The sequence below is a fragment of the Candidatus Merdisoma sp. JLR.KK006 genome (assembly GCF_036941035.1).
Classification (GTDB): Bacteria; Bacillota; Clostridia; order Lachnospirales; family Lachnospiraceae; genus Laedolimicola.
The window spans coordinates 72,101-96,804 of the sequence record NZ_JAYMNS010000018.1 but is presented as its reverse complement, the minus strand read 5'-3'; the positions used below and the strand labels follow the sequence as shown (position 1 = coordinate 96,804).

The 24,704-nt window shown below is 44.6% G+C and carries 22 protein-coding genes and 1 tRNA gene; 14 read left to right on the top strand and 9 right to left on the bottom strand.

Annotated elements, in window-relative coordinates:
- From VSQ61_RS14355 to VSQ61_RS14340, 4 genes are all read right to left on the bottom strand, one after another.
- Nucleotides 1–385 (bottom strand): ParB N-terminal domain-containing protein (locus tag VSQ61_RS14355; protein WP_334345079.1); only part of this gene is annotated, 385 nt, incomplete at its 3' end.
- Nucleotides 339–1,166, bottom strand: a complete 828-nt coding sequence (locus VSQ61_RS14350) for a ParA family protein (RefSeq protein ID WP_334345078.1) — start codon at nucleotides 1,164–1,166, stop codon at nucleotides 339–341. The genes VSQ61_RS14355 and VSQ61_RS14350, both read right to left, overlap by 47 nt.
- Nucleotides 1,167–1,301: 135 nt before the next feature.
- Nucleotides 1,302–1,481: a hypothetical protein gene (locus VSQ61_RS14345; RefSeq protein ID WP_334345077.1), complete on the bottom strand. Its 180-nt coding sequence runs from the start codon at nucleotides 1,479–1,481 to the stop codon at nucleotides 1,302–1,304.
- Between the two features lie 384 nt (nucleotides 1,482–1,865).
- Nucleotides 1,866–1,942 (bottom strand) — tRNA-Arg (locus tag VSQ61_RS14340).
- Nucleotides 1,943–2,441: 499 nt separating this feature from the next.
- Here VSQ61_RS14340 and VSQ61_RS14335 point away from each other — a divergent pair.
- Complete coding sequence (locus VSQ61_RS14335; protein ID WP_334345076.1) at nucleotides 2,442–3,098, top strand: YkgJ family cysteine cluster protein; 657 nt, start codon at nucleotides 2,442–2,444, stop codon at nucleotides 3,096–3,098.
- Between the two features lie 78 nt (nucleotides 3,099–3,176).
- Here the strand turns inward: VSQ61_RS14335 and VSQ61_RS14330 are convergent, their stop codons facing one another.
- Nucleotides 3,177–4,757: a D-alanyl-D-alanine carboxypeptidase family protein gene (locus VSQ61_RS14330; protein ID WP_334345075.1), complete on the bottom strand. Its 1,581-nt coding sequence runs from the start codon at nucleotides 4,755–4,757 to the stop codon at nucleotides 3,177–3,179.
- A 608-nt stretch (nucleotides 4,758–5,365) separates the two neighbouring features.
- Between VSQ61_RS14330 and ileS the strand changes: the two genes are divergently transcribed.
- The 4 genes from ileS (at nucleotide 5,366) to VSQ61_RS14310 (ending at nucleotide 12,983) form a co-directional block, all read left to right on the top strand.
- A complete protein-coding gene (gene ileS / locus VSQ61_RS14325) occupies nucleotides 5,366–8,518 on the top strand; it encodes an isoleucine--tRNA ligase (RefSeq protein ID WP_334345074.1) in 3,153 nt (1,050 codons plus the stop codon).
- A gap of 30 nt (nucleotides 8,519–8,548) precedes the next feature.
- On the top strand, nucleotides 8,549–11,011 hold the full coding sequence (locus tag VSQ61_RS14320; RefSeq protein WP_334345073.1) for a glycogen/starch/alpha-glucan phosphorylase: 2,463 nt from the start codon (nucleotides 8,549–8,551) through the stop codon (nucleotides 11,009–11,011).
- Between the two features lie 253 nt (nucleotides 11,012–11,264).
- Nucleotides 11,265–12,047: a SpoIID/LytB domain-containing protein gene (locus VSQ61_RS14315; RefSeq protein WP_334345072.1), complete on the top strand. Its 783-nt coding sequence runs from the start codon at nucleotides 11,265–11,267 to the stop codon at nucleotides 12,045–12,047.
- A 63-nt stretch (nucleotides 12,048–12,110) separates the two neighbouring features.
- A complete protein-coding gene (locus VSQ61_RS14310; RefSeq protein ID WP_334345071.1) occupies nucleotides 12,111–12,983 on the top strand; it encodes a murein hydrolase activator EnvC family protein in 873 nt (290 codons plus the stop codon).
- On the opposite strand, the gene VSQ61_RS14305 is transcribed toward VSQ61_RS14310, so the two are convergent.
- Nucleotides 12,964–13,227, bottom strand: a complete 264-nt coding sequence (locus tag VSQ61_RS14305; RefSeq protein WP_334345070.1) for a GIY-YIG nuclease family protein — start codon at nucleotides 13,225–13,227, stop codon at nucleotides 12,964–12,966. The two genes, VSQ61_RS14310 and VSQ61_RS14305, sit on opposite strands and share 20 nt — an antisense overlap.
- 156 nt (nucleotides 13,228–13,383) lie before the next feature.
- Nucleotides 13,384–14,052: a PAQR family membrane homeostasis protein TrhA gene (gene trhA, locus VSQ61_RS14300; protein ID WP_334345069.1), complete on the bottom strand. Its 669-nt coding sequence runs from the start codon at nucleotides 14,050–14,052 to the stop codon at nucleotides 13,384–13,386.
- 208 nt (nucleotides 14,053–14,260) lie between these two features.
- Here trhA and VSQ61_RS14295 point away from each other — a divergent pair, with 208 nt between their 5' ends.
- Nucleotides 14,261–14,599: a hypothetical protein gene (locus tag VSQ61_RS14295; protein WP_334345068.1), complete on the top strand. Its 339-nt coding sequence runs from the start codon at nucleotides 14,261–14,263 to the stop codon at nucleotides 14,597–14,599.
- A gap of 125 nt (nucleotides 14,600–14,724) precedes the next feature.
- Here VSQ61_RS14295 and VSQ61_RS14290 read toward each other — a convergent pair whose 3' ends face one another.
- Nucleotides 14,725–15,267: an NADH peroxidase gene (locus VSQ61_RS14290; protein ID WP_334345067.1), complete on the bottom strand. Its 543-nt coding sequence runs from the start codon at nucleotides 15,265–15,267 to the stop codon at nucleotides 14,725–14,727.
- A gap of 120 nt (nucleotides 15,268–15,387) precedes the next feature.
- The gene (locus tag VSQ61_RS14285) at nucleotides 15,388–15,771 is read right to left on the bottom strand and encodes a Fur family transcriptional regulator (protein WP_334345066.1); all 384 of its coding nucleotides are present in this window, start codon (nucleotides 15,769–15,771) and stop codon (nucleotides 15,388–15,390) included.
- 308 nt (nucleotides 15,772–16,079) lie between these two features.
- On the opposite strand from VSQ61_RS14285, the gene VSQ61_RS14280 reads away from it, so the two are divergent.
- From VSQ61_RS14280 to VSQ61_RS14245, 8 genes are all read left to right on the top strand, one after another.
- Entirely contained in the window at nucleotides 16,080–17,186 is a 1,107-nt protein-coding gene (locus tag VSQ61_RS14280) for a C40 family peptidase (RefSeq protein ID WP_334345065.1), read from the top strand.
- A gap of 141 nt (nucleotides 17,187–17,327) precedes the next feature.
- Entirely contained in the window at nucleotides 17,328–18,545 is a 1,218-nt protein-coding gene (hydF, locus tag VSQ61_RS14275; protein WP_334345064.1) for a [FeFe] hydrogenase H-cluster maturation GTPase HydF, read from the top strand.
- A 6-nt stretch (nucleotides 18,546–18,551) separates the two neighbouring features.
- Nucleotides 18,552–20,018, top strand: coding sequence for an aminotransferase class I/II-fold pyridoxal phosphate-dependent enzyme (locus tag VSQ61_RS14270; RefSeq protein WP_334345063.1), 1,467 nt, complete (start codon nucleotides 18,552–18,554; stop codon nucleotides 20,016–20,018).
- Between the two features lie 37 nt (nucleotides 20,019–20,055).
- On the top strand, nucleotides 20,056–20,649 hold the full coding sequence (locus tag VSQ61_RS14265; protein WP_334345062.1) for a guanylate kinase: 594 nt from the start codon (nucleotides 20,056–20,058) through the stop codon (nucleotides 20,647–20,649).
- A 97-nt stretch (nucleotides 20,650–20,746) separates the two neighbouring features.
- A complete protein-coding gene (locus tag VSQ61_RS14260; RefSeq protein ID WP_334345061.1) occupies nucleotides 20,747–21,736 on the top strand; it encodes a DNA polymerase III subunit in 990 nt (329 codons plus the stop codon).
- A 1-nt stretch (nucleotide 21,737) separates the two neighbouring features.
- On the top strand, nucleotides 21,738–22,649 hold the full coding sequence (locus VSQ61_RS14255) for a PSP1 domain-containing protein (protein ID WP_334345060.1): 912 nt from the start codon (nucleotides 21,738–21,740) through the stop codon (nucleotides 22,647–22,649).
- Nucleotides 22,639–23,376 carry a tRNA1(Val) (adenine(37)-N6)-methyltransferase gene (locus VSQ61_RS14250; protein ID WP_334345059.1) on the top strand — a complete coding sequence of 246 codons (738 nt, stop codon included), beginning with the start codon at nucleotides 22,639–22,641 and terminating at the stop codon, nucleotides 23,374–23,376. Before VSQ61_RS14255 ends, VSQ61_RS14250 begins: the two co-directional genes overlap by 11 nt.
- A gap of 54 nt (nucleotides 23,377–23,430) precedes the next feature.
- A complete protein-coding gene (locus VSQ61_RS14245; RefSeq protein ID WP_334345058.1) occupies nucleotides 23,431–24,702 on the top strand; it encodes a putative glycoside hydrolase in 1,272 nt (423 codons plus the stop codon).
- The last annotated feature ends 2 nt before the right edge of the window (nucleotides 24,703–24,704 follow it).

Below are 24,704 nucleotides of genomic sequence, written 5' to 3'. Positions count from 1 at the left end.
GAATGACAGAGCGTTGGAGATTGCTTTCCACCATGACAATAATCGCTTCGTCATGGGTCAGCTCCTTGACCTCGCATTTGAGCATTTCAAGCCCTGCAAGCTCGCAAGCCTTTTTTCGCCTGTGACCGCTGATAAGCTCATACCGCCCGTCCTCTTTCAGACGAACAGTAGCAGGGGTCATCACGCCGCTTCGCTTGATGCTATCGACAAGCTGCTCCATATCCTCGTCCATTAAGACCTTGAACGGGTGGTCTGGAAACTCGTCAATCTCCGCAAGGGGAATGTCCCTTATCTTACTGAGTGCGGCTTCTGCACGGCTTTCATCTGTTTCAAAGATGTCATCGTATGCAGTCAGTTCGATTTCTGCTCTTTTGCCTTTCGCCAAGCTCTGCCACCTCCTTTCCGAACTGCTCATAAGCTGCGGCTACCTTGCCGCCTTTGTCATAGGCAAAAATGCTTTTCCCCTCTGCGGTGGCTTCCACGGCACGGATGGAATGGGGTATCTGGGTATCAAATACCTTGATTTTCTGTCCGTAGGCACTTTTCACCGTGGCGGTGATTTCCTTGGAGATGTTCGTGCGGGGCATTACCATCGTCATAAGGATGCCGTCAATCCGCAAAGGGGGATTGATTTGCCGTCTGACTTTCGACACGGAGCGAAGCAACAGCTCTAAGCCTTTGGCAGAAAGATAGTGGGGCTGCGTAGGGATAACCACGCTGTCAGCCGCCGCCAGTGCGTTGATGGTGAGCATACCAAGGCTCGGCATACAGTCTATTAAACAGTAGTCGTAATTCTTTTTGACCTCGTTCACGCAGGTTTTCAGCACACTTTCACGGCTTATGGCGTTAATCAGCCTTACTTCCAAGCCCGACAGCTCAATATTGGACGGTAACAGGTCAACGCCCTCGCCGTGGTGCAGGATACTTTTCTGAACATCTATGGGATTGTCCTCAATGATGTCCTGCATGATGGTGGAGAGTGTGACTGGTAAATCGTCTGGTCTGTTATAGCCGAGGGACATGGTTAGATTTGCCTGTGCATCGGCATCAATGAGCAGGACTTTCTTGCCCTGCTGTGCCAGACTTACGCCCAGATTGACCGCCGTGGTGGTCTTGCCGACACCGCCTTTCTGATTGCTTAAAGCGATTACTTTGCAATTTGACATGGGTGCGTCCTCCTTTCGCATAGATTTAGCCGCTTTGTCAAAGGCGGCTATGTAACTGTATCAGAGGACGCAGAACGCAAAAAAGCCGCTTACTCTTAAAAGGGTTAAGAATAAGCGGCTTCATAAAGATGTGCCTTAGACATATTCAATTTTTACTCTTTTGACGGGGGCATTGGCTACCTTGAAGATAATCTCGTCAACGCAGTCCCCGTATTTGCCTTGCCGTATGAGCTGATTTTTCAGCTCCACAAGGCTATGTAAAAGCAATGTTCTTTCTTGGCTATCCACATATATGTGAGTTTTCTTTTCTCTCATGCAACTCACCGTCCTTTCCTGCTTCCATTATATATAGAAGCGATGGGATACTCAAATGTGCCGTATCTGGTAGCAGGTAAACCTATAAAATAAGCTATTGGACTTGGAACTATCGCCTTTCAAATTAGCACGATTTTTAGCAGCTTTTTTCGGGAAATTAGCAGGAAAGGCATTTTGATTAGCAAACTCGGCAAAAATCCTGCTAATCATTAGCAAGCCGAAGCAGGCTAAGCGATGAATAAAAAATCAAAGTTCAACTTTCCTCTGGTGCGTTTGATTAGCAAGATGGGCTTCTGCTAATCGCACTTTGCTACCTGTCCGATTTCTCTCGGAAAATAAGAAACGCCGAAAACCTTGATTTTACAGGGCTTTCGGCGGGGTTTTTGGCGTTCCCGAGGTGACTCGAACACCCGACCTACCGCTTAGGAGGCGGTCGCTCTATCCAACTGAGCTACGGAAACATTTATAAAAACTATGAAATTGTGGAACTCGCAACATTTTCCTTGCCCTCCCAAGGCGAGCGTTGGAACACTTTCTTAGGAGGCGTGTGCTCTATCCAGCTGAGCTACGAGGACTCGAACGATATGAAGTTTATGAAAAGAGCTTTCTTACCTCCACGGACTTTGATGACCGGGATATTAGGAGGCGGTCGCTCTATCCATCTGAGCTACGGAAACGTGTATAAAATTGTGTGTGACTTGCGGCTTCTGCTCCTCCAAAAAGTTTCCGTTGTAGGTTCTCTTAGGAGGCGGTCGCTCTATCCAGCTGAGCTACGGAAACAAAAGAAAATCAGTCTTGACTGACTTCCAGTTAAGAGTGTACCATAAAATAAATAACTACACAAGTGAAAAATGAATAAAAGAAATAGAGATATTACGGAATTTAAGTTTTTATGTATTTAAAATACATACAGGATGTAGTGAAAATAAAAAGATGCAAGAAAGACAAGGAGAAGTAAAGATGGATCGGGAAATAGATATGAAGAAAGTTTCAGACGGACGATTCTATAGTCTGCGAGATATGGTAAAAGCAGACTGCGGCGGATGTAGAGACTGTTCTGATTGTTGTCGTGGAATGGGAAGCAGCATTGTACTGGATCCTTATGATGGGTTTCGATTAACTACAGGCTTGAATTTATCCTTTGAGCAATTGTTAGAAGAAAAAGTCGAATTAAACGTAGTAGAGGGAATTGTCCTTCCGAATATGAAAATGACTGGTATAAAAGAACAATGTGGATTTTTAAATTCCAATGGACGATGTGAGATTCATATGTTTCGTCCGGGAATATGCCGAATATTCCCTTTAGGGCGTTATTATGAAAATGGGGGCTTTCAATATTTTATTCAAATACATGAATGCCGAAAAGAGCCGAAAACAAAGGTAAAAGTACAAAAATGGATTGATACACCAGATGCAAAAAGAAATGAAGCCTTTATTAATGAATGGCATTATTTTTTAAAATCTTTATCCAGACGATTAAAACACACAGAAGAAGAAAATTTTCAAAAAAGTCTCAGCATGTATCTTTTGAAAAATTTTTATCTAAAGCCTTATGAGAAAGAGCGGGATTTTTATGTACAATTTCAGGAGAGAATGATTGAAGCAAAAAAATTGTAATATAGTTTGTAATTAAAAAATCGTTACAGCAATCATTTTTAAGTATATGACTGCTCTTGTAACGATTTTTTACATTCTTTACAAATCCAAATCCGAATAAGGAGAACTGCGCTTTTTAGGAGTCCGCTGATAGCGGTTTCGGGGAGTTTTTTTCCTGCGCTTCCTGTGCTTCCGTCGTTTACGCCTGCGAAGGCTTTTTATTTTATTGGTAAGATTCCAGTGTTTTGCCAGCTTCCAAAAAAGAAAACAAAATAAAATGAAAGTAGCTCCAATTAAGACAAAAGTCAGAATCATTCGAATATTGATCTGAATAAATCTTTTTGGTGCATTTTCCGAATCATTTATTATGTTGTCATCTTCCATATCTCCTGTTTCCCGATCAAAGGCAAAATTTTGTATTTTCGACTGGGAAAGCTGAATAGAAGCGGAACCAATATACTGCCCCTGCCAAGTATAAGATAAGGTTGCGATGGTATCAGCATCTTCTTCATTATGAAAAATAAGTTCCGGTGAAGCCTCGGTAAAAGGCACATCATTTGGCAAGACAATGTAATCATTTTTATTAATTTCAATAAGAGATTCTGTCTGACCAAAAATTGCGCTTCCAGTGTGAAAAAATCCAGGACTATTGACTGAGAAATTTGTCTCATTAACAGATACATCTACTTTACTGAAATTTTCCGAGGCATAATCCAGAAGCAGGGCTGTATCCGGAAACAAAGGAATACCAGCTTCACCGGTACCGGCAGTCCGCATAGTAACAATAATGAATGTCATGCCGCCCCGCTTTGCGGCAGTAACAAGTGTATTCTTAGCGGCAGATGTACCTCCGGTTTTTCCAGATATTACAGTATCATCCAGATACTTGGTAATATTTTTGTAAGGACCAATCATATAATGATGATTTTTCATATATACAATCTCGTCACTTTTATTTGTAGCACGCAGATTGTAGGTACCTGTTCCGGAAATGCGGACAAAATTTTCATTTTGAAGTGCCGCATTCATAATTAGTGCCATGTCATAAGCAGTGGTATAATGATTCTCATCATGAAGACCATGAGGATTTACAAAATGTGTGTTGGTACATCCAAGTTCTGCGGCCTTTTCATTCATCATATCCGCAAAGGCTTCTACTGACCCGGCTACATGCTCTGCCAGAGCATTGCCGCATTCATTGGCGGATGCCAATAACAGTGCATAGAGGGACTCTTCTACAGTCAGTTCTTCACCCTCTGTCCGCCCGATACTGCTGCTGTTGGCTTCAATAGAATGTGTAGCATAATAGGAATAGGTAACTGTTTCATCCAGAGAACAATTTTCCAATGTAATAAGGGCTGTCATTATTTTGGTAATACTGGCAGGAAAATTGATCATATCCATATCCTTATTATAAAGAATGGCACCTGTATCGGCTTCCATGATAACGGCAGATTCCGCATAAATTTGCGGTCCCTGCGGCCAGTTCTCAATTTGATTGGAATCAATAGTTTTATTATAAGCCTCCTGACGTTCTTTTTCCGCCTGCTCTGCAGCAGCGATTTCAGCGGCCGTAGGTCTGCGTTTTTTTGCAGCATCCGCATTAATGGAATGAAGACAAAGAGAACCTAAAAGAGCCAGACATAAAGCGGCAACCCAGAATCTATGTGAAAATTTCATAGTGAAAACTCCTTTTAAGAAAACAACGAAATAAGGTATAAATATGGAACAGTTCTGTATATAGAGAGAAATTTTTTCAGTAGTAAAATTAGTGAATAGAAAAATAACACCTACAAGTATATGTTATTTTTTTTTCGGGTGCAAGGTCTATTACAAAAAGTTTACAATTCTTTAAGAAAAAATGTAATAATTAAAAAATAAAGCCGGATTTAAAAGGCTTTTACTTATAAAAAAGCATAATAAGTAAGGAAAAAGCTACAATAAAAAGACCGAAAACATTGACAAACCAAGCAAAAACACGTTATACTAATGAACGATAAGAAAAGGCAGAGACGAAGAGAGTAAGAAAAGTCCAAACGGCAAAGCGAGCCGGGGAGGGTGAAAGCCCGGTGCAAGTAGGATTTTTCCGAAGATCACTTCCGAGCTACAGGCTGAAGGAAAGCATCTGTTACAGGACTGCTTTCATAGGTACTGACGGCCTTCCTCCGTTAAAGGGAAACGCATGTGACAGCATGCAGTAACAGGTGGTATAACAGAAGCAAGGCTTCCGTCCTTTTACAGGATGGGAGCTTTATTTTTGAAAGAAGTAAAATCAACAGGAGGCACTTATGTACGAAAAAGTATCACCCAATCTGAATTTTGTAGAGCGGGAAAAAAATGTGGAAAACTTCTGGAAAGAAAACCACATTTTTGAGAAAAGTATGGAAAACCGCAAGGACGGCGAAACCTATACCTTTTATGACGGACCGCCCACAGCCAACGGAAAGCCACACATCGGACATGTACTGACCCGTGTTATCAAGGATATGATTCCCAGATACCGCACCATGAAGGGCTATATGGTTCCGAGAAAAGCCGGCTGGGACACCCACGGACTCCCCGTTGAGCTGGAGGTAGAGAAGCTTCTGGGCCTTGACGGAAAAGAACAGATCGAGGAATACGGTCTCGATCCCTTTATCACAAAATGCAAGGAAAGCGTCTGGAAATACAAGGGCATGTGGGAGGATTTCTCCGGTACCGTAGGATTCTGGGCCGATATGGATGATCCCTACGTAACCTATCATGATGATTACATCGAATCCGAATGGTGGGCTTTAAAGGAGATTTGGAAAAAGGGTCTTTTATACAAAGGATTTAAGATTGTACCCTACTGCCCCCGCTGCGGGACTCCCCTGTCCTCTCATGAGGTGGCTCAGGGCTATAAGGCAGTAAAGGAGCGTTCCGCCATTGTCCGCTTTAAGGTAGTGGGAGAGGATGCATATTTCCTGGCATGGACCACAACACCCTGGACCCTGCCCTCCAACGTAGCCCTCTGTGTCAATCCAAATGACACTTACGTAAAGGCAAAGGCAGCGGACGGCTATACCTATTATATGGCACAGGAACTGCTTGACAAGGTGCTTGGTTCTCTGACCGAAGAAGATCAGCCGGCTTATGAGATCCTTGAGACTTTCAAAGGAACGGATCTGGAATACAAGGAATATGAGCCGCTATTCCCCTGTACCGGCGAGGCAGCCGCAAAGCAGAAGAAAAAAGGCCACTATGTAACGTGCGACACTTACGTTACTATGACAGACGGAACGGGAATCGTACACATCGCACCGGCCTTCGGTGAGGATGACGCTCAGGTAGGCCGCAGGTACGATCTGCCCTTTGTACAGTTTGTGGACGGCAAGGGCGATATGACAGAGGAAACTCCCTATGCGGGAATGTTTGTCAAAAAGGCGGACCCAGAGATCCTCAAGGATCTGGACAAGGAAGGCAAGCTCTTCTTGGCGCCCAAGTTTGAGCATGATTATCCCTTCTGCTGGCGCTGTGATACGCCCCTTATCTACTACGCAAGGGAATCCTGGTTTATCAAAATGACAGCGGTCAAGGAGGACTTGATCCGCAACAACAACACCATCAACTGGATTCCGGAGAGCATCGGCAAAGGCCGCTTCGGAGACTGGCTTGAGAATATTCAGGACTGGGGAATCAGCCGGAACCGCTACTGGGGAACGCCCTTAAACGTATGGGAGTGCGAGTGCGGCCATCAGCATGCCATCGGAAGCCGCCAGGAGCTTTTGGAGATGAGCGGCAATGAAAAAGCGCTGACCGTAGAGCTTCACCGCCCCTACATTGATGAGATTACCGTCAAGTGCCCGGAGTGCGGCAGGGAAATGCACCGCGTCCCGGAGGTCATTGACTGCTGGTTTGATTCCGGAGCCATGCCCTTTGCACAGCACCACTATCCCTTTGAAAATCAGGATTTGTTTGAGCAGCAGTTCCCGGCCCAGTTTATTTCCGAGGCTGTGGACCAGACAAGAGGCTGGTTCTATTCCCTGCTCGCCGAGTCCACGCTGATTTTCAACAAGGCCCCCTATGAAAATGTTATCGTACTGGGCCATGTGCAGGACGAGAACGGACAGAAGATGAGCAAGTCCAAAGGAAATGCCGTAGATCCCTTTGATGCACTGGCAACCTACGGTGCGGACGCCATCCGCTGGTACTTCTATGTGAACAGCGCTCCCTGGCTGCCCAACCGTTTTCATGGAAAGGCCGTGATGGAAGGACAGCGCAAATTCATGGGTACTCTGTGGAATACTTACGCTTTCTTTGTACTGTATGCAAACATTGATAATTTTGATGCGACAAAATATGAGCTGAACTATGATTCCCTGAATGTCATGGACAAATGGCTTCTCTCCAAGCTTAACACCGTCGTGGGTCAGGTGGATGATAATCTGGCCAACTACCGGATTCCTGAGACAGCCAGAGCGCTTCAGGAGTTTGTGGACGATATGAGCAACTGGTATGTGCGCCGCAGCCGGGAACGGTTCTGGGCAAAGGGCATGGAGCAGGATAAAGTAAATGCTTATATGACCCTCTACACCGCCCTTGTAACTATCTGCAAGGCGGCGGCTCCTATGGTGCCGTTTATCACCGAGGATATTTATCGGAATCTGGTGTGCGGCATTGACAAGAGCGCGCCGGAGAGTATTCACCTCTGTGACTTCCCCAAGGTAAAGACGGAATGGATAGACAAAGACCTTGAGAAGAATATGGACGAGGTTCTACGGATTGTAGTCATGGGCCGGGCATGCAGAAATGCGGCAAATATTAAGAATCGCCAGCCCATTGCCGATATGTTTGTGAAGGCGCCCTATAAGCTCGACGGTTATTATCAGGATATCATCCGGGATGAGCTGAATGTGAAAGCCGTCTCCTTTACGGACGACGTGCGCTCCTTTACCACCTACAGCTTCAAGCCTCAGCTTAAGACCGTAGGGCCGAAGTACGGAAAATCTCTCAACGGAATCCGTACCTATCTGGCAGAGGTGGACGGCAACGCAGCTATGGATGAGCTGAAGGAAAAAGGCAGCCTCACATTTGACGTAAACGGTGTATCTGTGGTATTATCAGAAGAAGATCTGCTGATCGATATGGCCCAGACCGAGGGCTATGTATCTGACGGAGACAATGAGATTACGGTGGTTCTTGACACCAAGCTGACGCCGGAGCTGATTGAGGAAGGCTTTATCCGGGAGATCATCAGCAAGATTCAGACCATGCGCAAGGAAGCCGACTTTGAGGTGATGGATAAGATCGTTGTTTATTGTCAGGGAAATGATAAGATAGCGGAGCTTCTTACATCTCACAGGGAAGCCATTCAGTCAGAGGTATTGGCTCTTGAGGTAAGAATCGGCGAGACAAAGGGATATGTAAAGGACTGGAGCATCAACGGGGAGGATGTGACCCTAGGTGTGGAACGTCCATAAAGAAAAATAATATAACAGGAGGGATTTACCATGAGCAAGAGACCTTTTGATAAGGAACTCTTCAAAAGAAGTGTTGTTTACAATGTAAAGACACTGTACCGTAAGAACATGGAGGAGGCGACCCAGCAGCAGATTTTCAATGCGGTAGCATTGGCTACGAAGGATGCTGTGATTGATGCCTGGCTTGCAACCCAGGAGGAAATGAAGAAGAAGGATCCTAAGATTGTCTACTACATGTCTATGGAGTTTTTGATGGGGCGTGCTTTGGGAAACAATCTGATCAACCTGACTTTTTATGACGGCGTAAAGGAAGCCCTGGAGGAATTGGGATGCGACCTGAATCTGATTGAGGACCAGGAACCGGATGCAGCTCTTGGAAACGGCGGACTTGGGCGGCTGGCAGCCTGCTTCCTGGATTCTCTGTCTACCCTGGGTTATGTGGCATACGGATGCGGAATCCGCTATCATTATGGAATGTTCAAACAGAAGATCAAAGACGGCTATCAGCTTGAGGTGCCGGACGAGTGGCTGAAGAACGGCAACCCCTTTGAACTTCGCAGACCGGAGTATGCTGAGATTGTAAAATTCGGCGGCTATGTAGATATTGAGATAGACGAAAAGGGAAGGAATCATTTTGTACAGAAGGGCTATCAGAGCGTTCGTGCGGTTCCCTGTGATCTGCCGGTAGTAGGTTATGGCAACAATGTAGTCAATACTCTTCGTATCTGGGATGCGGAGCCTATGAACTCATTCCACCTGGATTCCTTTGACAAAGGAGAGTATCAGAAGGCCGTGGAGGAGGAAAATCTGGCAAAACTGATCGTTGAGGTTCTCTACCCCAATGATAACCATATGGCAGGAAAAGAGCTTCGCCTGAAACAGCAGTACTTCTTTATCTCTGCCAGCGTTCAGAGGGCAGTGGCAAAGTATAAGGAAGTTCACAAGGACATTCGTAAGTTTTATGAGAAGGCAACCTTCCAGTTAAATGATACACATCCGACCGTAGCAGTTGCAGAGCTGATGCGTGTGCTGCTTGATGAGGAGCACCTGGAGTGGGATGAAGCATGGGAAGTAACCACAAAGACCTGTGCGTATACAAACCATACAATTATGTCAGAGGCGTTGGAGAAATGGCCGATTGAGCTGTTTTCCAGACTGCTTCCCCGCGTATACCAGATCATTGAGGAGATCAACCGCCGCTTTATCCTGGAGATTCAGAAGAAATATCCGGGAGATCATGAAAAGGTACGCAAGATGGCCATTATCTATGACGGACAGGTGAAGATGGCTCATCTGGCAATTGCCGCAGGCTATTCCGTAAATGGCGTGGCAAGACTTCATACGGAGATTTTGAAAAATCAGGAGCTTAAAGACTTCTACCAGATGATGCCGGAGAAGTTCAACAATAAGACAAATGGAATCACACAGCGCCGCTTCCTGCTTCACGGCAATCCGCTGCTGGCATCCTGGGTAACCGAGCACATCGGTGATGAATGGATTACGGATTTGTCTCAGATCAGCAAGCTTAAGATTTATGCGGATGATGAAAAGGCTCAGCAGGAATTTATGAATATCAAGTACCAGAATAAGGTACGCCTTGCAAAATACATTCTGGAGCATAATGGGGTGGAGGTAGATCCCAGATCTATCTTTGATGTACAGGTAAAGCGTCTGCATGAGTATAAGCGTCAGCTGATGAATATTCTTCATGTGATGTATCTGTACAATCAGATCAAGGAGCATCCGGAGATGCCCTTCTATCCGAGAACCTTTATCTTCGGCGCTAAGGCGGCTGCAGGCTATCACCGTGCAAAGCTGACCATCAAGCTGATCAATGCCGTGGCAGAAGTGATCAACAACGATGCTTCTATTAACGGGAAGCTGAAGGTAGTATTTATTGAAGATTATCGGGTATCCAATGCGGAGTGGATCTTCGCAGCGGCTGATGTGTCCGAGCAGATTTCCACGGCCAGCAAGGAAGCTTCCGGTACCGGTAATATGAAGCTCATGCTGAACGGCGCTATTACTATCGGAACTATGGACGGAGCTAATGTAGAGATGGTGGAGGAGATGGGTGAGGAGAACGCCGTTATCTTTGGCTTAAGCTCTGATGAGGTTATCAATTACGAGCAGAATGGCGGTTACAATCCCATGGATATCTTTAATGCGGACCAGGATATCCGCCAGGTATTGATGCAGCTTATCAATGGTTATTATGCACCCAATGATCCGGAGCGGTTCCGGGATATTTATAATTCTCTTCTGAATACCAAGAATAGTGATCGTGCGGATACTTACTTTATTCTGAAGGACTTCCGTTCCTATGCGGATGCCCATACTAAGGTGGAGGAAGCTTATCGGGATGAAAAGGGCTGGGCAAAGAAGGCTATTATGAATACGGCTTCCTGCGGAAAGTTCTCCTCTGACCGAACCATCCAGGAGTATGTGGATGAGATCTGGCATCTTGATAAGATTACTGTGGAGCTGCAATAATCAGAGCGTGTAAAGTTATTTACCGGTATTAAAAATAGAAAATGGAAATAAATAAGAGACAGTGCTGCTTCTTTGCTGGAGAGACACTGTCTCTTTTCTATGTATAAAAGGAAGTCCTCTTATAATAGAAAAAGTCTATTTTTTTAGGCTGTTCATAAAATGTAAAATGAGAGAAAAAATAAAGACAGGAATATCAATCTTCATTATTTTAATATTACTTCCATATGTGGCAGTAGTCTTTCGCACAGGAAATATGAGAGGACAAAAAGAACAGGCGGAAGCTCCAGGGTTGGAGGATTATGTGGCAGGAATTTTGCCCGGGCAGATGTCAGTCTCTTATCAAACAGAGGCATTGAAAGCCCAAGCAGTAATTATACGGACAAATCTCTTGAAGAAAAGCATGGAATTCTATGGAATAAAAAGTTTGTCAGAGGCTGCAGAAGCTATTCAGGAAGATGATTTGAAGGCTATGGGGTTTGCATATTCCTCGCCAGATGAGCTGGAAGAGCTGTGGGGATATGAACAGTGGGAAACTAATTATACAAAGCTTGAGCAGATTGTTTCTTCCACAGCAGGTCAGGTTTTGACAATTGATCAGCAATTGGTGGATTTGCCTTATCATGCAATCAGTGCAGGGAAAACACGCAGCGGTCAGGTATTGGGGGAGGGGTATTTCTATTTGGAATCGGTGGACTGTCCAACTGATGTGGAGGCTGCAGATTATCTAAAAGTACAAGTTCTTTCATTGGATGAACTACCAGTAATTGTAGAACAGGATGATGCGAGATATGTGACGAAGATCCGTATAGGAGAAGAAATACTGGCAGGAGAGGAATTTCGCAGCCGTTTTTCCCTGAATTCCAGCAGCTTTACTTTAGAACAGACGGAAGAAGGCGTCAGGGTAGTAACAAAGGGGTTAGGACATGGTTTGGGATTAAGCATGTATCAGGCAAATCGCTTTGCGGATGAAGGCAAAACATACCTGGAAATATTACTCTATTTTTATAAAAATGTGGAATGTATAAGCTTCAATTAAAGTGGCTATGCTATGGTTAGCAGCACAGCGAAACATGTGAAATCTAGTATAGAGGTGAAGCTTATGACAGTTAAAAGAAAGAAAAAGAGTACATTTATGGGAGGAAAAAGCGTTACAGTTGCATTCAGTCTTTGCCTTCTTGCCGTAGTTGCCATGATTGGCATGTATACGGTGGGAAAAAGTGATCAAAAACAAAAGGAGCTTGAGCAGCAGGTAGCGGAAGCAGAACAAAAGCAGGCAGAGGAAAAGGAAAAACAAGAGGAAGCACGAAAGGCTCAGGAGCAGGAACTGGAAAGAGAGCAGGAACAGCGGCAGGAGGCAGCATCTGCTTCAGCACAGCGGCAAAAGGAGACAGAAGAAAAAGAAGAAGGTAAAGAGACTCATGCAGCCTATGGTGCAGAGTTGGAGAGTGATTTTCAGGTAGAACAGGCGGAAATTGCAGAAAATATTGTGATAGATGAGATAGAAGAGGCGTCTATTATGGATGCTGATGCTGAGATAGATGAGCCCACACTTTCTTTTTCTCCGGATATGGACAAGCTCATGTGGCCTATTGCAGGAAATGTTATTTTGGATTATAGTATGGACAAGTCGGTATACTTCTCTACCCTGAATCAGTATAAGTATAATCCGGCGGTAATTATACAGGGAAGTCAGGATGCGTCTGTAATGTGTGCTGCTCAGGGAAAAGTTACTTCCATTGATACATTGGATGAGACAGGAACAACTGTTACTATGGATATTGGCGATGGGTATGAATTAATTTACGGACAGCTTAAGGAGCTTATGGTGAAGGAAGGAGATTACCTGAAAGCCGGAGAGACGATTGGTTATGTGAGTGAACCAACAAAATACTATGCACAGGAAGGATGTAATGTATATTTTGAAGTGCGTAAGGATGGGGTAAGTGTGGATCCTATGCCCCTCCTTCAATAAAAGGATTTGAAGCGATAAGCCGTTCCTTTTGGGGACGGCTTAATTTTTTAATGGCAGCTTCCCGGCGCATGGCTTCTTTTTTGGTAGCGAAGGATTCATAGTAAACTAAGGTGACAGGACGGCGGGAGCGGGTATATTTGGCACCTCTGCCCTGGTTATGGGTTTTAAGGCGAGCGTTTAGATCGGTTGTATAGCCGGTATAGAGGGTGTTGTCGGCGCATTTTAGTATGTAGGTGTAGGTCATAAGGCTCCTTTTTAGGTAGTACAGATGGGGCAGTGAAAAAATAAGCCGGCAGACTGGCTTGTTTTACAATGAGAAGAACTTTCTGCCTTTAAGGTTCAGAAAGTTCTTTTATTATAGTGGAAGTTTTAATTTTTTGCAATTGTGAATGATAATTTTTTAGATTGGCATAGGAGCTACGAATACGTACATCATGATAAAGTGGCAGATGCTTCCGCCCATAACGAATAGGTGGAAAATTTCGTGGGAGCCGAAGTTTTTGTGCTTTGCGTTGAAGATGGGCAGTTTTAATGCGTAGATGATACCGCCTATGGTGTAGATAATGCCGCCTGCTAACAGCCATCCGAATGCGGCAGGTGAAAGTGAATTCAATATCTGGGTAAATGCCAATACACACACCCATCCCATGGCAATGTATAAAATTGAGGAAAACCATTTGGGACAGGTGATCCAGAATGCTTTGATGAGGATTCCTGCCAATGCGATGCCCCATACGAGAGCGCAAAGGCTGTAGCCGGTGTTACCTCCCAGGACGATCAGACATACGGGGGTGTAGGATCCTGCAATTAGGATGAAAATCATCATGTGATCGATCTTTCGGAGAATTCGGTTGGAACGCTCGGAAAGGTTCAAAGTATGGTAAGTGGTACTGGCACCATAAAGAAGAATCATACTTCCTATAAAAATTGCAAGGGAGATCAGATGGATGGTATCTGGCTGTCGGGCTGCCCGGATGAGCAAGGGGGTTGCGGCAAATGCGGCCATAAGCATTCCGATAAAATGGGTAATGGCGCTGCCGGGATCTTTAATTTGAAGTTCTAATTTCATATGGCATCTCCTTTTTTATATATTACAACATGTAGTTTTTAATACTATGTGTAGATATTGATATATTATACCATAAGAGTAGAAATGTCAACATACGGGGGTTGATTTTTCAAAATTTTTCAAAATTTCATTATAGACGCAGCAAATAGATTATGTTATACTTGCGTTACCTACATAAAACAAATATTTTGAGGAAAGGAGGATGAGCATGACGGATAGTGAAAGATTTGATCTTATTTTAGCAGAAATCCAGGGCATAAAAACAGATATGCAGGGTATGAAAACGGATATGCAGGACATGAAAGCGGACATGCGGGACATGAAAGGTTCCATCAGTAGGCTGGAGCAAAGAGTTAAAACGATTGAAGTGAATCTTGAGAATGTGACAAACAGGAATATTCGAATTATAGCGGAAGGGCATCTTGATTTGGTTCGTAAGCTTGAGGAAGCAGTGCGGGTAAAGGAAGAGAGAGAGCTTCTGCTCACCCGTGTTAATGTACTGGAAGGTGATATGCGCCAAGTAAAACAACGGCTTGCCATGGCATAGCGATGAACATATACGACAGAGAAAACGAAAAGGAAGTAAAAGGTATAAGTACATATGAGAAGAGATAGAGCAAAAATTTAGGGTGCGTCGGGAAGAACCGATGCACCCTAAACTTTCTCTGTGAATTAACCGAAGTATCTCTTTAACAGACCTTCAAATGCTTTTCCATGTCTAGCTTCGTCGCGGGCCATCTCATGAACGGTATCATGAATAGCATCCAGGTTCGCAGCTTTAGCTCTCTTAGCCAGGTCAAACTTGCCTGCGGTTGCACCGTTCTCAGCGGCAACTCTCATCTCCAGATTCTTCTTGGTGCTGTCAGTAACTACCTCACCCAAAAGCTCTGCAAACTTAGCAGCATGCTCAGCCTCTTCGTAAGCTGCCTTCTCCCAGTACAGACCAATCTCCGGATATCCCTCTCTGTGAGCAACTCTTGCCATAGCAAGATACATACCAACCTCAGAGCACTCGCCGTTGAAGTTTGCTCTTAAGTCCTCAAGAATATCCTCGCTGACACCCTTGGCTACGCCTACTACATGCTCAGCAGCCCAGTCAAGGCCTCCTGCCTGCTCTGTGAACTTGTCCGCACCAACGCCGCACTGGGGACATTTCTCGGGAGCGGAATCTCCCTCGTGAACATAACCACATACCTGACATACAAATTTCTTCATGTTTTTATTCTCCTTTTCTTATATAGAATTTTTAGTGTTTTAAAATAGTAATGATTACTGTTATTAACATAGCACAGATTTGTAAAAGCGTCAAGAGATATTTAAAATATTTTTTGGTAATTACTTGCGGAGGCAATCGCCGCAGATTCCATAGTACTGTACAGTATGTCCTTCTATCTGCCCCGGGAAATTTTTCTGAGCCTCTGTGTTGATAAAATCCTCATTTTCCATATGAATGTCCAGAAGATTGCGGCACTTCCTGCATATAAAATGAGAATGAGGTTCTAAGTGAGCATCAAACCGATCAGCACCGTCTGTGGTAATCTTAATGATTTCCCCTAACTCTGTTAAAAGAGAAAGATTGCGATAGACAGTTCCCAGACTGATATTGGGAAATTCCTTTTTTACATTTATATAGATTGTATCCGCTGTGGGGTGGTCATACCTAGAAAGCAAGAAGCTTTTGATACACTCTCTTTGGCGGCTGTATTTCAAGGATGTCATAAAAATCTCCTTTCCTTGATCTGTCCATGCTTTTTTGCATAGAGGGATATCCGTGAGGTGTTTCCTATATTTACGCATGATTTATGTATAGAAATAATGCGTAAAAGGTGTTTTAATAACGATAATGATTATCGTTTCTTATATTTTAACAAAATCGATAAGAAAGTCAAGAGAAGCAGCATTGAAAATCTTGGAAAAACCGTAGAAAATAGCAGAAACTGTTGACAAGAAGTAATGATACTGTTATAATTCTTTCATAAGTCTTAACAAATTTGTAATAATTAAGTTGAGAATCTTACGGAGGATAGTTGAAAACAATGATAATTTATAAATTGACTACATTATGTTTGACCGGAGCCCTTTGCTTTAGTTTTGGAGGAATCAAGGTGGAAGCCAGCAATCTTTCTTCTTTTGGAGAAGAAGGAATAGCATCGGTGCTGACAGAAGCACATACAGCAGATCCTACAATAGATGAGAAGGTGGTAGATGAGTTGACTCCTTCCGAATATGAAGGCATCTGCATCGCACAGGTAAATGATTATGTGAATGTAAGGAGTTTACCCAATGAAGAAGGAGAGATTCTCGGAAAGCTTTATGATGAATCTGCCGGAACCATTGAAGAAGAAGTGGACGGTTGGTATAAGATCACTTCTGGAAGCGTGACGGGTTATGTAAAAGGTGATTATGTGGTAACTGGTGAAGCGGCTGAGACTTTGGCAGAAGAGGTAGGAAGTCGGGTTGCTACGGTTACAACAGAAACTTTACGGGTGAGAAGCGAAGCCAGCACAGAAGCCAGCATCCTGGGTTTGATTGGAGAAGAAGAAGAGCTGACTGTAACTGCAGAAGAAGGTGACTGGGTACAGGTATCCATTGAGGAAGGTGATGGCTGGGTATCCAAAGAATTTGTAGATCTTCGTACAGATTTTGTGCAGGCTGAATCTAAGGCAGAGGAAGAGGCCAGATTGGCGAAGGAAGAGGCAGCGAAGGAAGAAGGAAAGAGAAAGGCGGCAGCGGTAGCAGCAAAGACAGGTGCCAGCCAGAATTCCGTTTTGGGTAATGGCGGCGGAAGCAGCAGTGGAAATGCTGTGGCATCCTTTGCAAGTCAGTTTGTAGGTAATCCCTATGTATATGGTGGAACGAGTCTTACAAATGGTGCGGATTGTTCAGGGTTTGTAATGAGTGTTTATGCAAACTTTGGTGTGGGCCTTCCCCATTCATCCAGTGCAATGCGCAGTGTAGGATATGGAGTAAGCCTCTCAGAGGCACAGCCGGGTGATATCATTTGTTATAGCGGCCACGTAGCTATTTATTGCGGCAACAATACTATCGTACATGCCAGCACAGCAGCTACAGGAATTAAGTATACATCACCAGCAAATTATAAGAACATTCTTGCAGTAAGAAGAATCTTTTAAGGAATCGGAAAGCAGGGGCAGATAAATGCTCCTGCTTTTTAGATCAAGACCAGATTGATAATTATTTTTTCTGTATGGTAGCAATTCCTGATGTTTTATAGTAAGATAAAGAAGCTGACAGTCAATAGACAGGAGGAGACCATGAGCTTAAATAATACCCCTTTATCAGAAAGAATCCATATTGGTATTTTTGGAAAACGCAATGCAGGCAAATCTAGTTTGATCAATGCGATTACCGATCAGAATACAGCTCTTGTATCTGAGATTAAGGGGACTACAACAGATCCGGTTTATAAGGCTATGGAGCTTTTGCCCCTTGGCCCGGTTCTTTTCATAGACACTCCGGGATTGGATGATCAAGGAGAGTTGGGAGAACTTCGTGCGGAGAAAAGCTGGGATCTTTTGAAAAAATCGGATCTGGCGCTTCTGGTTGTTGATGGGATGACAGGCATCGACTATGTGGAACAGAGGCTGGAGGAAGAGCTGAAAGAGAGACAGATTCCTTTTCTAATTGTATATAATAAAAGCGATCTTTGTTCAAAAACCTTTGGAACTAAGAAAACGAATGCAGTTTGGGTCAGTGCAAAGAACAGACAGGGAATTCAGGAATTGAAGGAACAGCTGGCAAACATGATTCCAAAGAAGAATTTGCAAAAGCGGCTGGCAGGGGATTTGCTGAAGCCTCAGGATGTAGCGGTTCTGGTGGTTCCCATTGACAAGAGCGCACCCAAAGGTCGGCTCATTCTGCCCCAGCAGCAGACAATCCGTGACATTTTAGAGTCTGGAGCAATCTCTGTAGTAGTAAAAGAGACAGAGCTTAAAGATACACTAAAACTTTTTAGACAGAAGCCTAAGATAGTAATTACAGACAGCCAGGTATTTGAAAAAGTGGATGCAGAGACGCCAAAGGACATTTTGCTTACTTCCTTTTCTATTTTGTTTGCCCGTTATAAGGGTAGTCTCTCTCAAGCCGTTAAAGGGGCTTATGCATTAGAAAAAGTACAGAATGGGGATCGGATACTGATTGCAGAGGGGTGTACTCACCACCGCCAGTGTGAGGATATTGGAACAGTGAAGCTCCCTGGATGGATAGAAGAATATACAGGGAAGAAACCAGAGTTTCATTTTACATCCGGAGGAGATTTTCCAAAAGAGCTTTCTATGTATCAGCTCATTGTCCACTGTGGAGGCTGTATGCTGCAGGAAAGGGAGATGCAGTATCGGTTAGAACAGGCGAAACGAAGAAATATACCTATGACCAATTATGGCATTTTGATTGCTTACATGAAAGGAATTTTAAAAAGAAGTTTAGAGCCGTTTCCTAAAATGGCGGCCCTGTTAGAGGAAGAAGTTGTGTGAACAAAGATGAGAGATGAGAATATATCAAACGGGCCATTGTATGAAAAGCTTATGGCTTATGGAGCATCCGGCTATTATGGATTTCATATGCCGGGGCATAAGCAGCATATGGGAGGAACGGGAATTCCTTATCAGATAGATATTACGGAAATAGAAGGATTTGATGATCTGCATCATCCTCAGAAAAATGGAATTTTAGTACAGGCTCAGGAAAGAGCGGCCAGACTGTATAAGGCAGATGAGACGCATTTTCTGATAAACGGAAGTACCGCTGGCGTCTTAAGTGCCATATCAGGCTGTACCCGCTCAGAAGGGCAGATTTTGCTGGCAAGAAACAGCCATCGCAGCGCTTATCATGCAGCCGGACTTAGAAATCTGCAGATTTGGTATATTTATCCACAATTCTTAGAAGAATTGTGGATAAACGGAGGAATATTATCAGAAGATGTGGAAAAATCTCTGGCAGAACACAGAGAGATACAAGCTGTATTTATAACGTCGCCTACGTATGAGGGGATTTGCCTGAATGTAAGGGCTATTGCAGAGACGTGCCATAAGTATGGGGTTCCTCTGATCGTTGATCAAGCTCACGGGGCGCATTTTCCCTTTTCTTCCTATTTTCCGGAGGATGCATTGACAGCAGGAGCAGATGTAGTAATTCAGAGTGTACATAAAACTCTGCCTGCACTCACTCAGACAGCGCTTCTGCATATGCAGGGTGAATTAGTGGATCGGGAGAGGCTGCACTATTATCTTTCTGTATATCAGAGCAGCAGCCCTTCTTATGTACTGATGGCATCTATTGATAATTGCATGGAGCAGATGGAGCAACAGGGGCAGACACTATTTGCAGCATATACAAAGCGGCTTGAAAACTTTCGAGATAGCTGTGGGAAGTTAAAAAGATTGAAGTTAGTTGGAAAAGAGATTATAGGAAGAGCCGGAATTTGGGATTTTGATAATTCCAGACTGGTGATTTACGCTCAAAAAAATGAGATTTCTGGATATGAGCTTTCCAGACGCCTGCTGATGCAATATCGCCTGCAGATGGAAATGGCAACAAATCTATATGTGACAGGGATTTCCAGTGTTTCTGACAGGGAGGAAGACTTTTGGCAGTTAAATCATGCTCTTTATGAATTGGAGTATTCTTTAGATACAGACAAAAGAACCAAGCGAATAGACCAGTCAGGAGACGGCAGAAATTATGAGCTTTCCAAAACCACGTCTGCCTTACCCCTGGGAATGGCATTGGAGCAGGAAAAGGAATGGCTGGGAGTGAGCCAATGCCAGAATCGGATTTGCGGCGCATATCTATATCTTTATCCCCCAGGGATTCCGCTGGTGGCTCCCGGTGAGATTCTTACGGAACAAATTTGCAGTATACTAAAAACAAGTGTTGCTGCAGGACACAGGCTGCATGGCTTGGATTCAAATGGAAGGATAGCAGTGCTGAAGGAATCATCTTTCTAATAGGTGCACGATGGACAGGCAGTAGGAGAATAATAGAATGGGAAAAATTTTTTATATATTAGGAAAAAGTTCTACAGGAAAAGATACCATATATAAAAACCTGATGGAAAATAAAAAGCTCGGACTTCGCCCGATAATTCCGTACACTACCCGTCCCATGAGGGCAAAGGAGACGCCAGGAGTAGAATACCATTTTACGGATGAGGAAGAACTGATGCGGATGGAGGCAGCGGGAAAAGTTATTGAGCTGCGCACCTATGAGACAGTTCACGGAATCTGGAAGTATTTTACTGCCGCCGGAAATCATGTTGATTTGGATCATTATCATTATGTCATGATAGGAGTGTTGGATTCGTTTCTGGCAGTTCGAAAATATTATGGCGAAAATATAGTAATTCCTGTCTACATTGAGGTGGAGGATGGAGAACGTCTTCAAAGGGCCCTTGACAGGGAGCGGAGTCAGGAGCAGCCAAGGTATGCTGAACTTTGTCGGAGATTTCTTACAGACAGTAAAGACTTTGCAGAAGAACGAATCCTTCAGGCTAATATAGAGCGAAGATTTTTAAATAATAATCTTCAGGACTGCATTCAGGAAATTACTGCTTATATTCAGAAACAAATGGTAATGTAAAAAGTTTGTCTTTTATACAAGAGATGTGTTATACTATGCTCGTAAGCAGTGAAAGATGGGAATTAAATTTACCATACTTAAAGGAGGGGGAGATTCCATGCCGGATTTTAAAGACATTATAGGACATGATGAGATAATCAGCCATCTGCAAAATGCCATTCGTCTAAAAAAGATCTCCCACGCCTATATTTTGGATGGAGAAGAAGGGGCGGGAAAGAATCTGCTTGCTCAAACCTTTGCCCAGACCCTGCAGTGTGAAAAGGGAGGAATTACTCCTTGCGGAATCTGCCGTTCCTGCAAGCAGGCAATCAGCAGCAACCAGCCAGATATTATCAATGTCCACCATGAAAAGCCGGGATCTATTGGGGTAGAGGATATTCGAGAGCAGCTTTGCGGTGATATTCAGATTCGCCCATACAGCAGCCCATATAAAATATATCTGATAGATGAAGCAGAAAAAATGACAGTTCAAGCGCAGAATGCGCTGCTAAAAACCATAGAGGAACCGCCGGCTTATGGCGTGATTCTTCTGCTGACTACAAATTCGGAAGCGTTTCTTCCCACGATTTTATCCCGATGTGTAACCTTAAAGCTGCGCCCGGTAAAGGACTGCCAGATAAGAAGTTATTTGATGGAGCGATTGCGGGTTCCCGATTATCAGGCAGATATTTGCACTGCTTTTGCCAGAGGTAATGTGGGAAAGGCCCGGATGCTGGCTTTGTCTGAGCATTTTGGAGAGCTTAAAGATCATGCAATTCATCTGGTCCGCCATATGGGGGATATGGAGCTTTGGGAGATTACAGAGGCGATAAGAAAGGTATCAGACTATAAGGCGGATATCAATGATTATCTGGACCTGTTGGCGCTCTGGTATCGGGATGTTTTACTGTTTAAGGCTACCAGACAGGTGGACAGCCTTGTATTTTCAGAAGAGATCAATTATATTAGTCTACAGGCCACAAAGATATCCTATGAGGGTCTGGAACAGATTATAGAAGCGCTGGAGAAGGCAAAGGTGCGTCTGAAAGCTAATGTGAATTTTGAGCTGACCATGGAACTTCTTCTGCTGACCATAAAGGAGAATTGAGATGGAAAAAGTGATCGGAGTCAGATTCCGGAATGCAGGAAAGGTGTATTACTTTTCTCCCGGAAAGCTGTACATCCCCAAAGGAAAGCATGTAATTGTCGAGACTGCCAGAGGGGTGGAATATGGATATGTAGTAGTAGGGACCAAGGAAGTTGAAGGAACCAAGGTGGTACAGCCTTTAAAGCCCGTCATGCGGATTGCTACTGCGGAGGATGATGCAAAAGAAGCTGCCAACCGGCAGAAGGAAAAGGAAGCCTTTCAGATCTGTTTGGAAAAGATTCGAAAGCATAATCTGGAGATGAAGCTGATTCAGGCAGAGTACACCTTTGATAATAATAAGGTATTGTTCTACTTTACGGCAGATGGCCGTATTGACTTTCGGGAGTTGGTCAAGGATCTGGCCGCCGTATTTAAGACACGGATTGAGCTGCGGCAGATCGGTGTTCGAGATGAGACAAAGATTATAGGGGGAATTGGCATCTGCGGCAGAAGCCTCTGCTGTCATACCCATTTATCAGAATTCATACCCGTTTCCATTAAAATGGCAAAGGAGCAGAACCTTTCCTTAAATCCCACTAAGATTTCTGGCGTCTGCGGCAGACTGATGTGCTGCTTAAAGCATGAGCAGGAAACCTACGAGGAACTCAACAGCCGTCTGCCAAATGTGGGAGACCATGTGACCGCCAGTGACGGACTGAAGGGTGAGGTGCAGAGCGTCAACGTACTTCGTCAGAAGGTAAAGGTGATCGTTACCCTGGAGGGAGACGAGAAGGAGATTCGGGAGTATAAGGTGGACGATCTTAAATTCCGTCCCAGACGCAGAAAGGAAAAGGGCGATGTTGCCGATAAGGAGCTGAAAAAGCTGGAGGCACTGGAGCGCCAGGAAGGAAAATCAAAGTTAGATGACAATTGAGCTGAAGGAAGGGGAGCGTCTGGATGAGCTTCACAGGAACGGATATCAGATCATTCAAAACTCCCGGAAATTCTGCTTTGGCATGGATGCGGTTCTTTTGTCTGGTTTTGCAAAGGTAAAGCCGGGAGAACGGGTACTGGATCTGGGAACGGGAACAGGAATCATACCCATACTGCTGCGGGGAAAAACCCAAGGCCGGGATTTTACCGGACTGGAGATCCAGGAGGAAAGCGCAGACATGGCCAGACGGAGCGTAGCATACAATCATCTGGAGGAATCGGTTTCTATTGTGACCGGAGATATAAAAGAAGCGGCAGCTCTTTTTGGAGCTGCTTCTTTTGATGTAGTTACCTGTAATCCTCCCTATATGACGGGAAATCACGGCCTGGTAAATCCCGAGCAGCCAAAGGCAGTTGCCCGTCATGAGATCCTATGTACCCTAGAGGATGTAGTGGGCCAAACGGCAAAGGTACTCCGTCCGGGAGGACGTTTTTACCTGGTTCACAGGCCATTCCGCCTGGCGGAGATTTTGACCCTTCTGGTGCAATATAAGCTGGAGCCCAAACGAATGCGTCTGGTGTATCCCTTTGTGGATAAGGAGCCCAATATGGTGCTTATTGAGGCGCTGTCTGGCGGAAGATCCCGGATTACGGTGGAAAAACCTCTGATTGTATATAAAGCACAGGGGGTTTATACGGATGAGATTTATGATATCTATGGATATTGATAAAGCATGGGATGGCTGTGTAGGTGCGCTTAACGGCTGGATGGAGGAAAAGAATTGAAGAAGGCAGGAATTCTTGTGCCGGTTTTAACACTCTTTTGGCTTGTGCTTATGGAAGGCTGTATCCGCCAGACGGAAGCGGAGATGCCGGCAGTACAGCAGGCGGTCCCCTTGGAGGAGCCGGAAGAGGAAGCCGCAGACGAAGAAAAGCAGACTATGCCAGAAGAGGCGAGAGAATCAGAGCAGGCAGTTACAGAAGGATCGGACACTGCTATGGACCAGAAGCAGGAGGAAGAGTTTTCGGAGACAGAGATAGTGCCGCAGAAAGATCTGCCGAAGGTAAAGGGGATCTATATCACCGGCCCCATGGCAGGTCATGAGGGAATGGCGGATCGGGAGCAGCTTGCGGCAGATACGGAGCTTAACGCTATGGTCATAGATATCAAGAATGACGAGGGCATTGTCACGTATAAGATGGACCAGCCTATGGTAGAAGAGATGGGGGCTGGTGTGAGATATATCAGAGATCTGCCAGAGCTAATAGAACGTTTGAAGGGACAGGATCTTTATTTGATTGCAAGGATTGTGGCCTTTAAAGATCCCCTATTGGCAGACAAACATCCGGAGCTTTGCATCCGCAAAAAGGATGGCAGTATCTTTCGGGATAAAAATGGTCTGGCCTGGGTGAACCCTTACGAGAGAGAGGTATGGGAGTATCTTATCGATCTGGGAAAGGAGGCAGCTTTGGCAGGCTTTGACGAGATTCAGTTTGATTACATTCGATTTCCTACGGAGATTACCGATGAGGAAGCAGACTACGGTACAGAGGCTTTGGGCAAATCTAAGACAGATATTATTACTGAGTTTACAGCATATGCCTATGAGCAGCTTTCACCCCTTGGCATCCAGGTGTCGGCGGATGTATTTGGAACCGTGATTGACAATGAAAATGATGCAGCCCTTGTAGGGCAGGATTATGGAGCCATGGCAAGGCATCTTGATTATATCTGTCCCATGGTCTATCCTTCTCATTACAGGGAGGGAGTGTATGGTATCGAGTATCCGGATCTTATGCCTTATGAGACAGTTTCGGCAGCGCTTGAGGCTTCGGGAGAGATTCTTGCGGGGATTCCCAAAGGGGAACACAGAGCTGTTGTGCGCCCATGGCTCCAGGATTTTACTGCTGTCTGGATTTCACACCGCCAAAGCTATGAGGGAGAGCAGATCCGAGAACAGATACAGGCAGTCTATGACAGCGGCTGTGAGGAATGGCTGCTATGGAATGCAAAATGCTCTTACACGGCGGAAGGGCTTTTGAGTGAGGATTAAAA

Bases quoted from the DNA above. Each gene is read 5' to 3' on its own strand.
- VSQ61_RS14345 (WP_334345077.1), bottom strand. From the start codon at position 1,481: ATGAGAGAAAAGAAAACTCACATATATGTGGATAGCCAAGAAAGAACA.
- hydF (WP_334345064.1), top strand. From the start codon at position 17,328: ATGAGCTTAAATAATACCCCTTTATCAGAAAGAATCCATATTGGTATT.
- VSQ61_RS14255 (WP_334345060.1), top strand. From the start codon at position 21,738: ATGGAAAAAGTGATCGGAGTCAGATTCCGGAATGCAGGAAAGGTGTAT.
- VSQ61_RS14310 (WP_334345071.1), top strand. From the start codon at position 12,111: ATGACAGTTAAAAGAAAGAAAAAGAGTACATTTATGGGAGGAAAAAGC.
- ileS (WP_334345074.1), top strand. From the start codon at position 5,366: ATGTACGAAAAAGTATCACCCAATCTGAATTTTGTAGAGCGGGAAAAA.
- VSQ61_RS14250 (WP_334345059.1), top strand. From the start codon at position 22,639: ATGACAATTGAGCTGAAGGAAGGGGAGCGTCTGGATGAGCTTCACAGG.
- VSQ61_RS14270 (WP_334345063.1), top strand. From the start codon at position 18,552: ATGAGAGATGAGAATATATCAAACGGGCCATTGTATGAAAAGCTTATG.
- VSQ61_RS14265 (WP_334345062.1), top strand. From the start codon at position 20,056: ATGGGAAAAATTTTTTATATATTAGGAAAAAGTTCTACAGGAAAAGAT.
- trhA (WP_334345069.1), bottom strand. From the start codon at position 14,052: ATGAAATTAGAACTTCAAATTAAAGATCCCGGCAGCGCCATTACCCAT.
- VSQ61_RS14260 (WP_334345061.1), top strand. From the start codon at position 20,747: ATGCCGGATTTTAAAGACATTATAGGACATGATGAGATAATCAGCCAT.
- VSQ61_RS14290 (WP_334345067.1), bottom strand. From the start codon at position 15,267: ATGAAGAAATTTGTATGTCAGGTATGTGGTTATGTTCACGAGGGAGAT.
- VSQ61_RS14315 (WP_334345072.1), top strand. From the start codon at position 11,265: ATGAGAGGACAAAAAGAACAGGCGGAAGCTCCAGGGTTGGAGGATTAT.
- VSQ61_RS14285 (WP_334345066.1), bottom strand. From the start codon at position 15,771: ATGACATCCTTGAAATACAGCCGCCAAAGAGAGTGTATCAAAAGCTTC.
- VSQ61_RS14330 (WP_334345075.1), bottom strand. From the start codon at position 4,757: ATGAAATTTTCACATAGATTCTGGGTTGCCGCTTTATGTCTGGCTCTT.
- VSQ61_RS14335 (WP_334345076.1), top strand. From the start codon at position 2,442: ATGGATCGGGAAATAGATATGAAGAAAGTTTCAGACGGACGATTCTAT.
- VSQ61_RS14320 (WP_334345073.1), top strand. From the start codon at position 8,549: ATGAGCAAGAGACCTTTTGATAAGGAACTCTTCAAAAGAAGTGTTGTT.
- VSQ61_RS14350 (WP_334345078.1), bottom strand. From the start codon at position 1,166: ATGTCAAATTGCAAAGTAATCGCTTTAAGCAATCAGAAAGGCGGTGTC.
- VSQ61_RS14305 (WP_334345070.1), bottom strand. From the start codon at position 13,227: ATGACCTACACCTACATACTAAAATGCGCCGACAACACCCTCTATACC.
- VSQ61_RS14295 (WP_334345068.1), top strand. From the start codon at position 14,261: ATGACGGATAGTGAAAGATTTGATCTTATTTTAGCAGAAATCCAGGGC.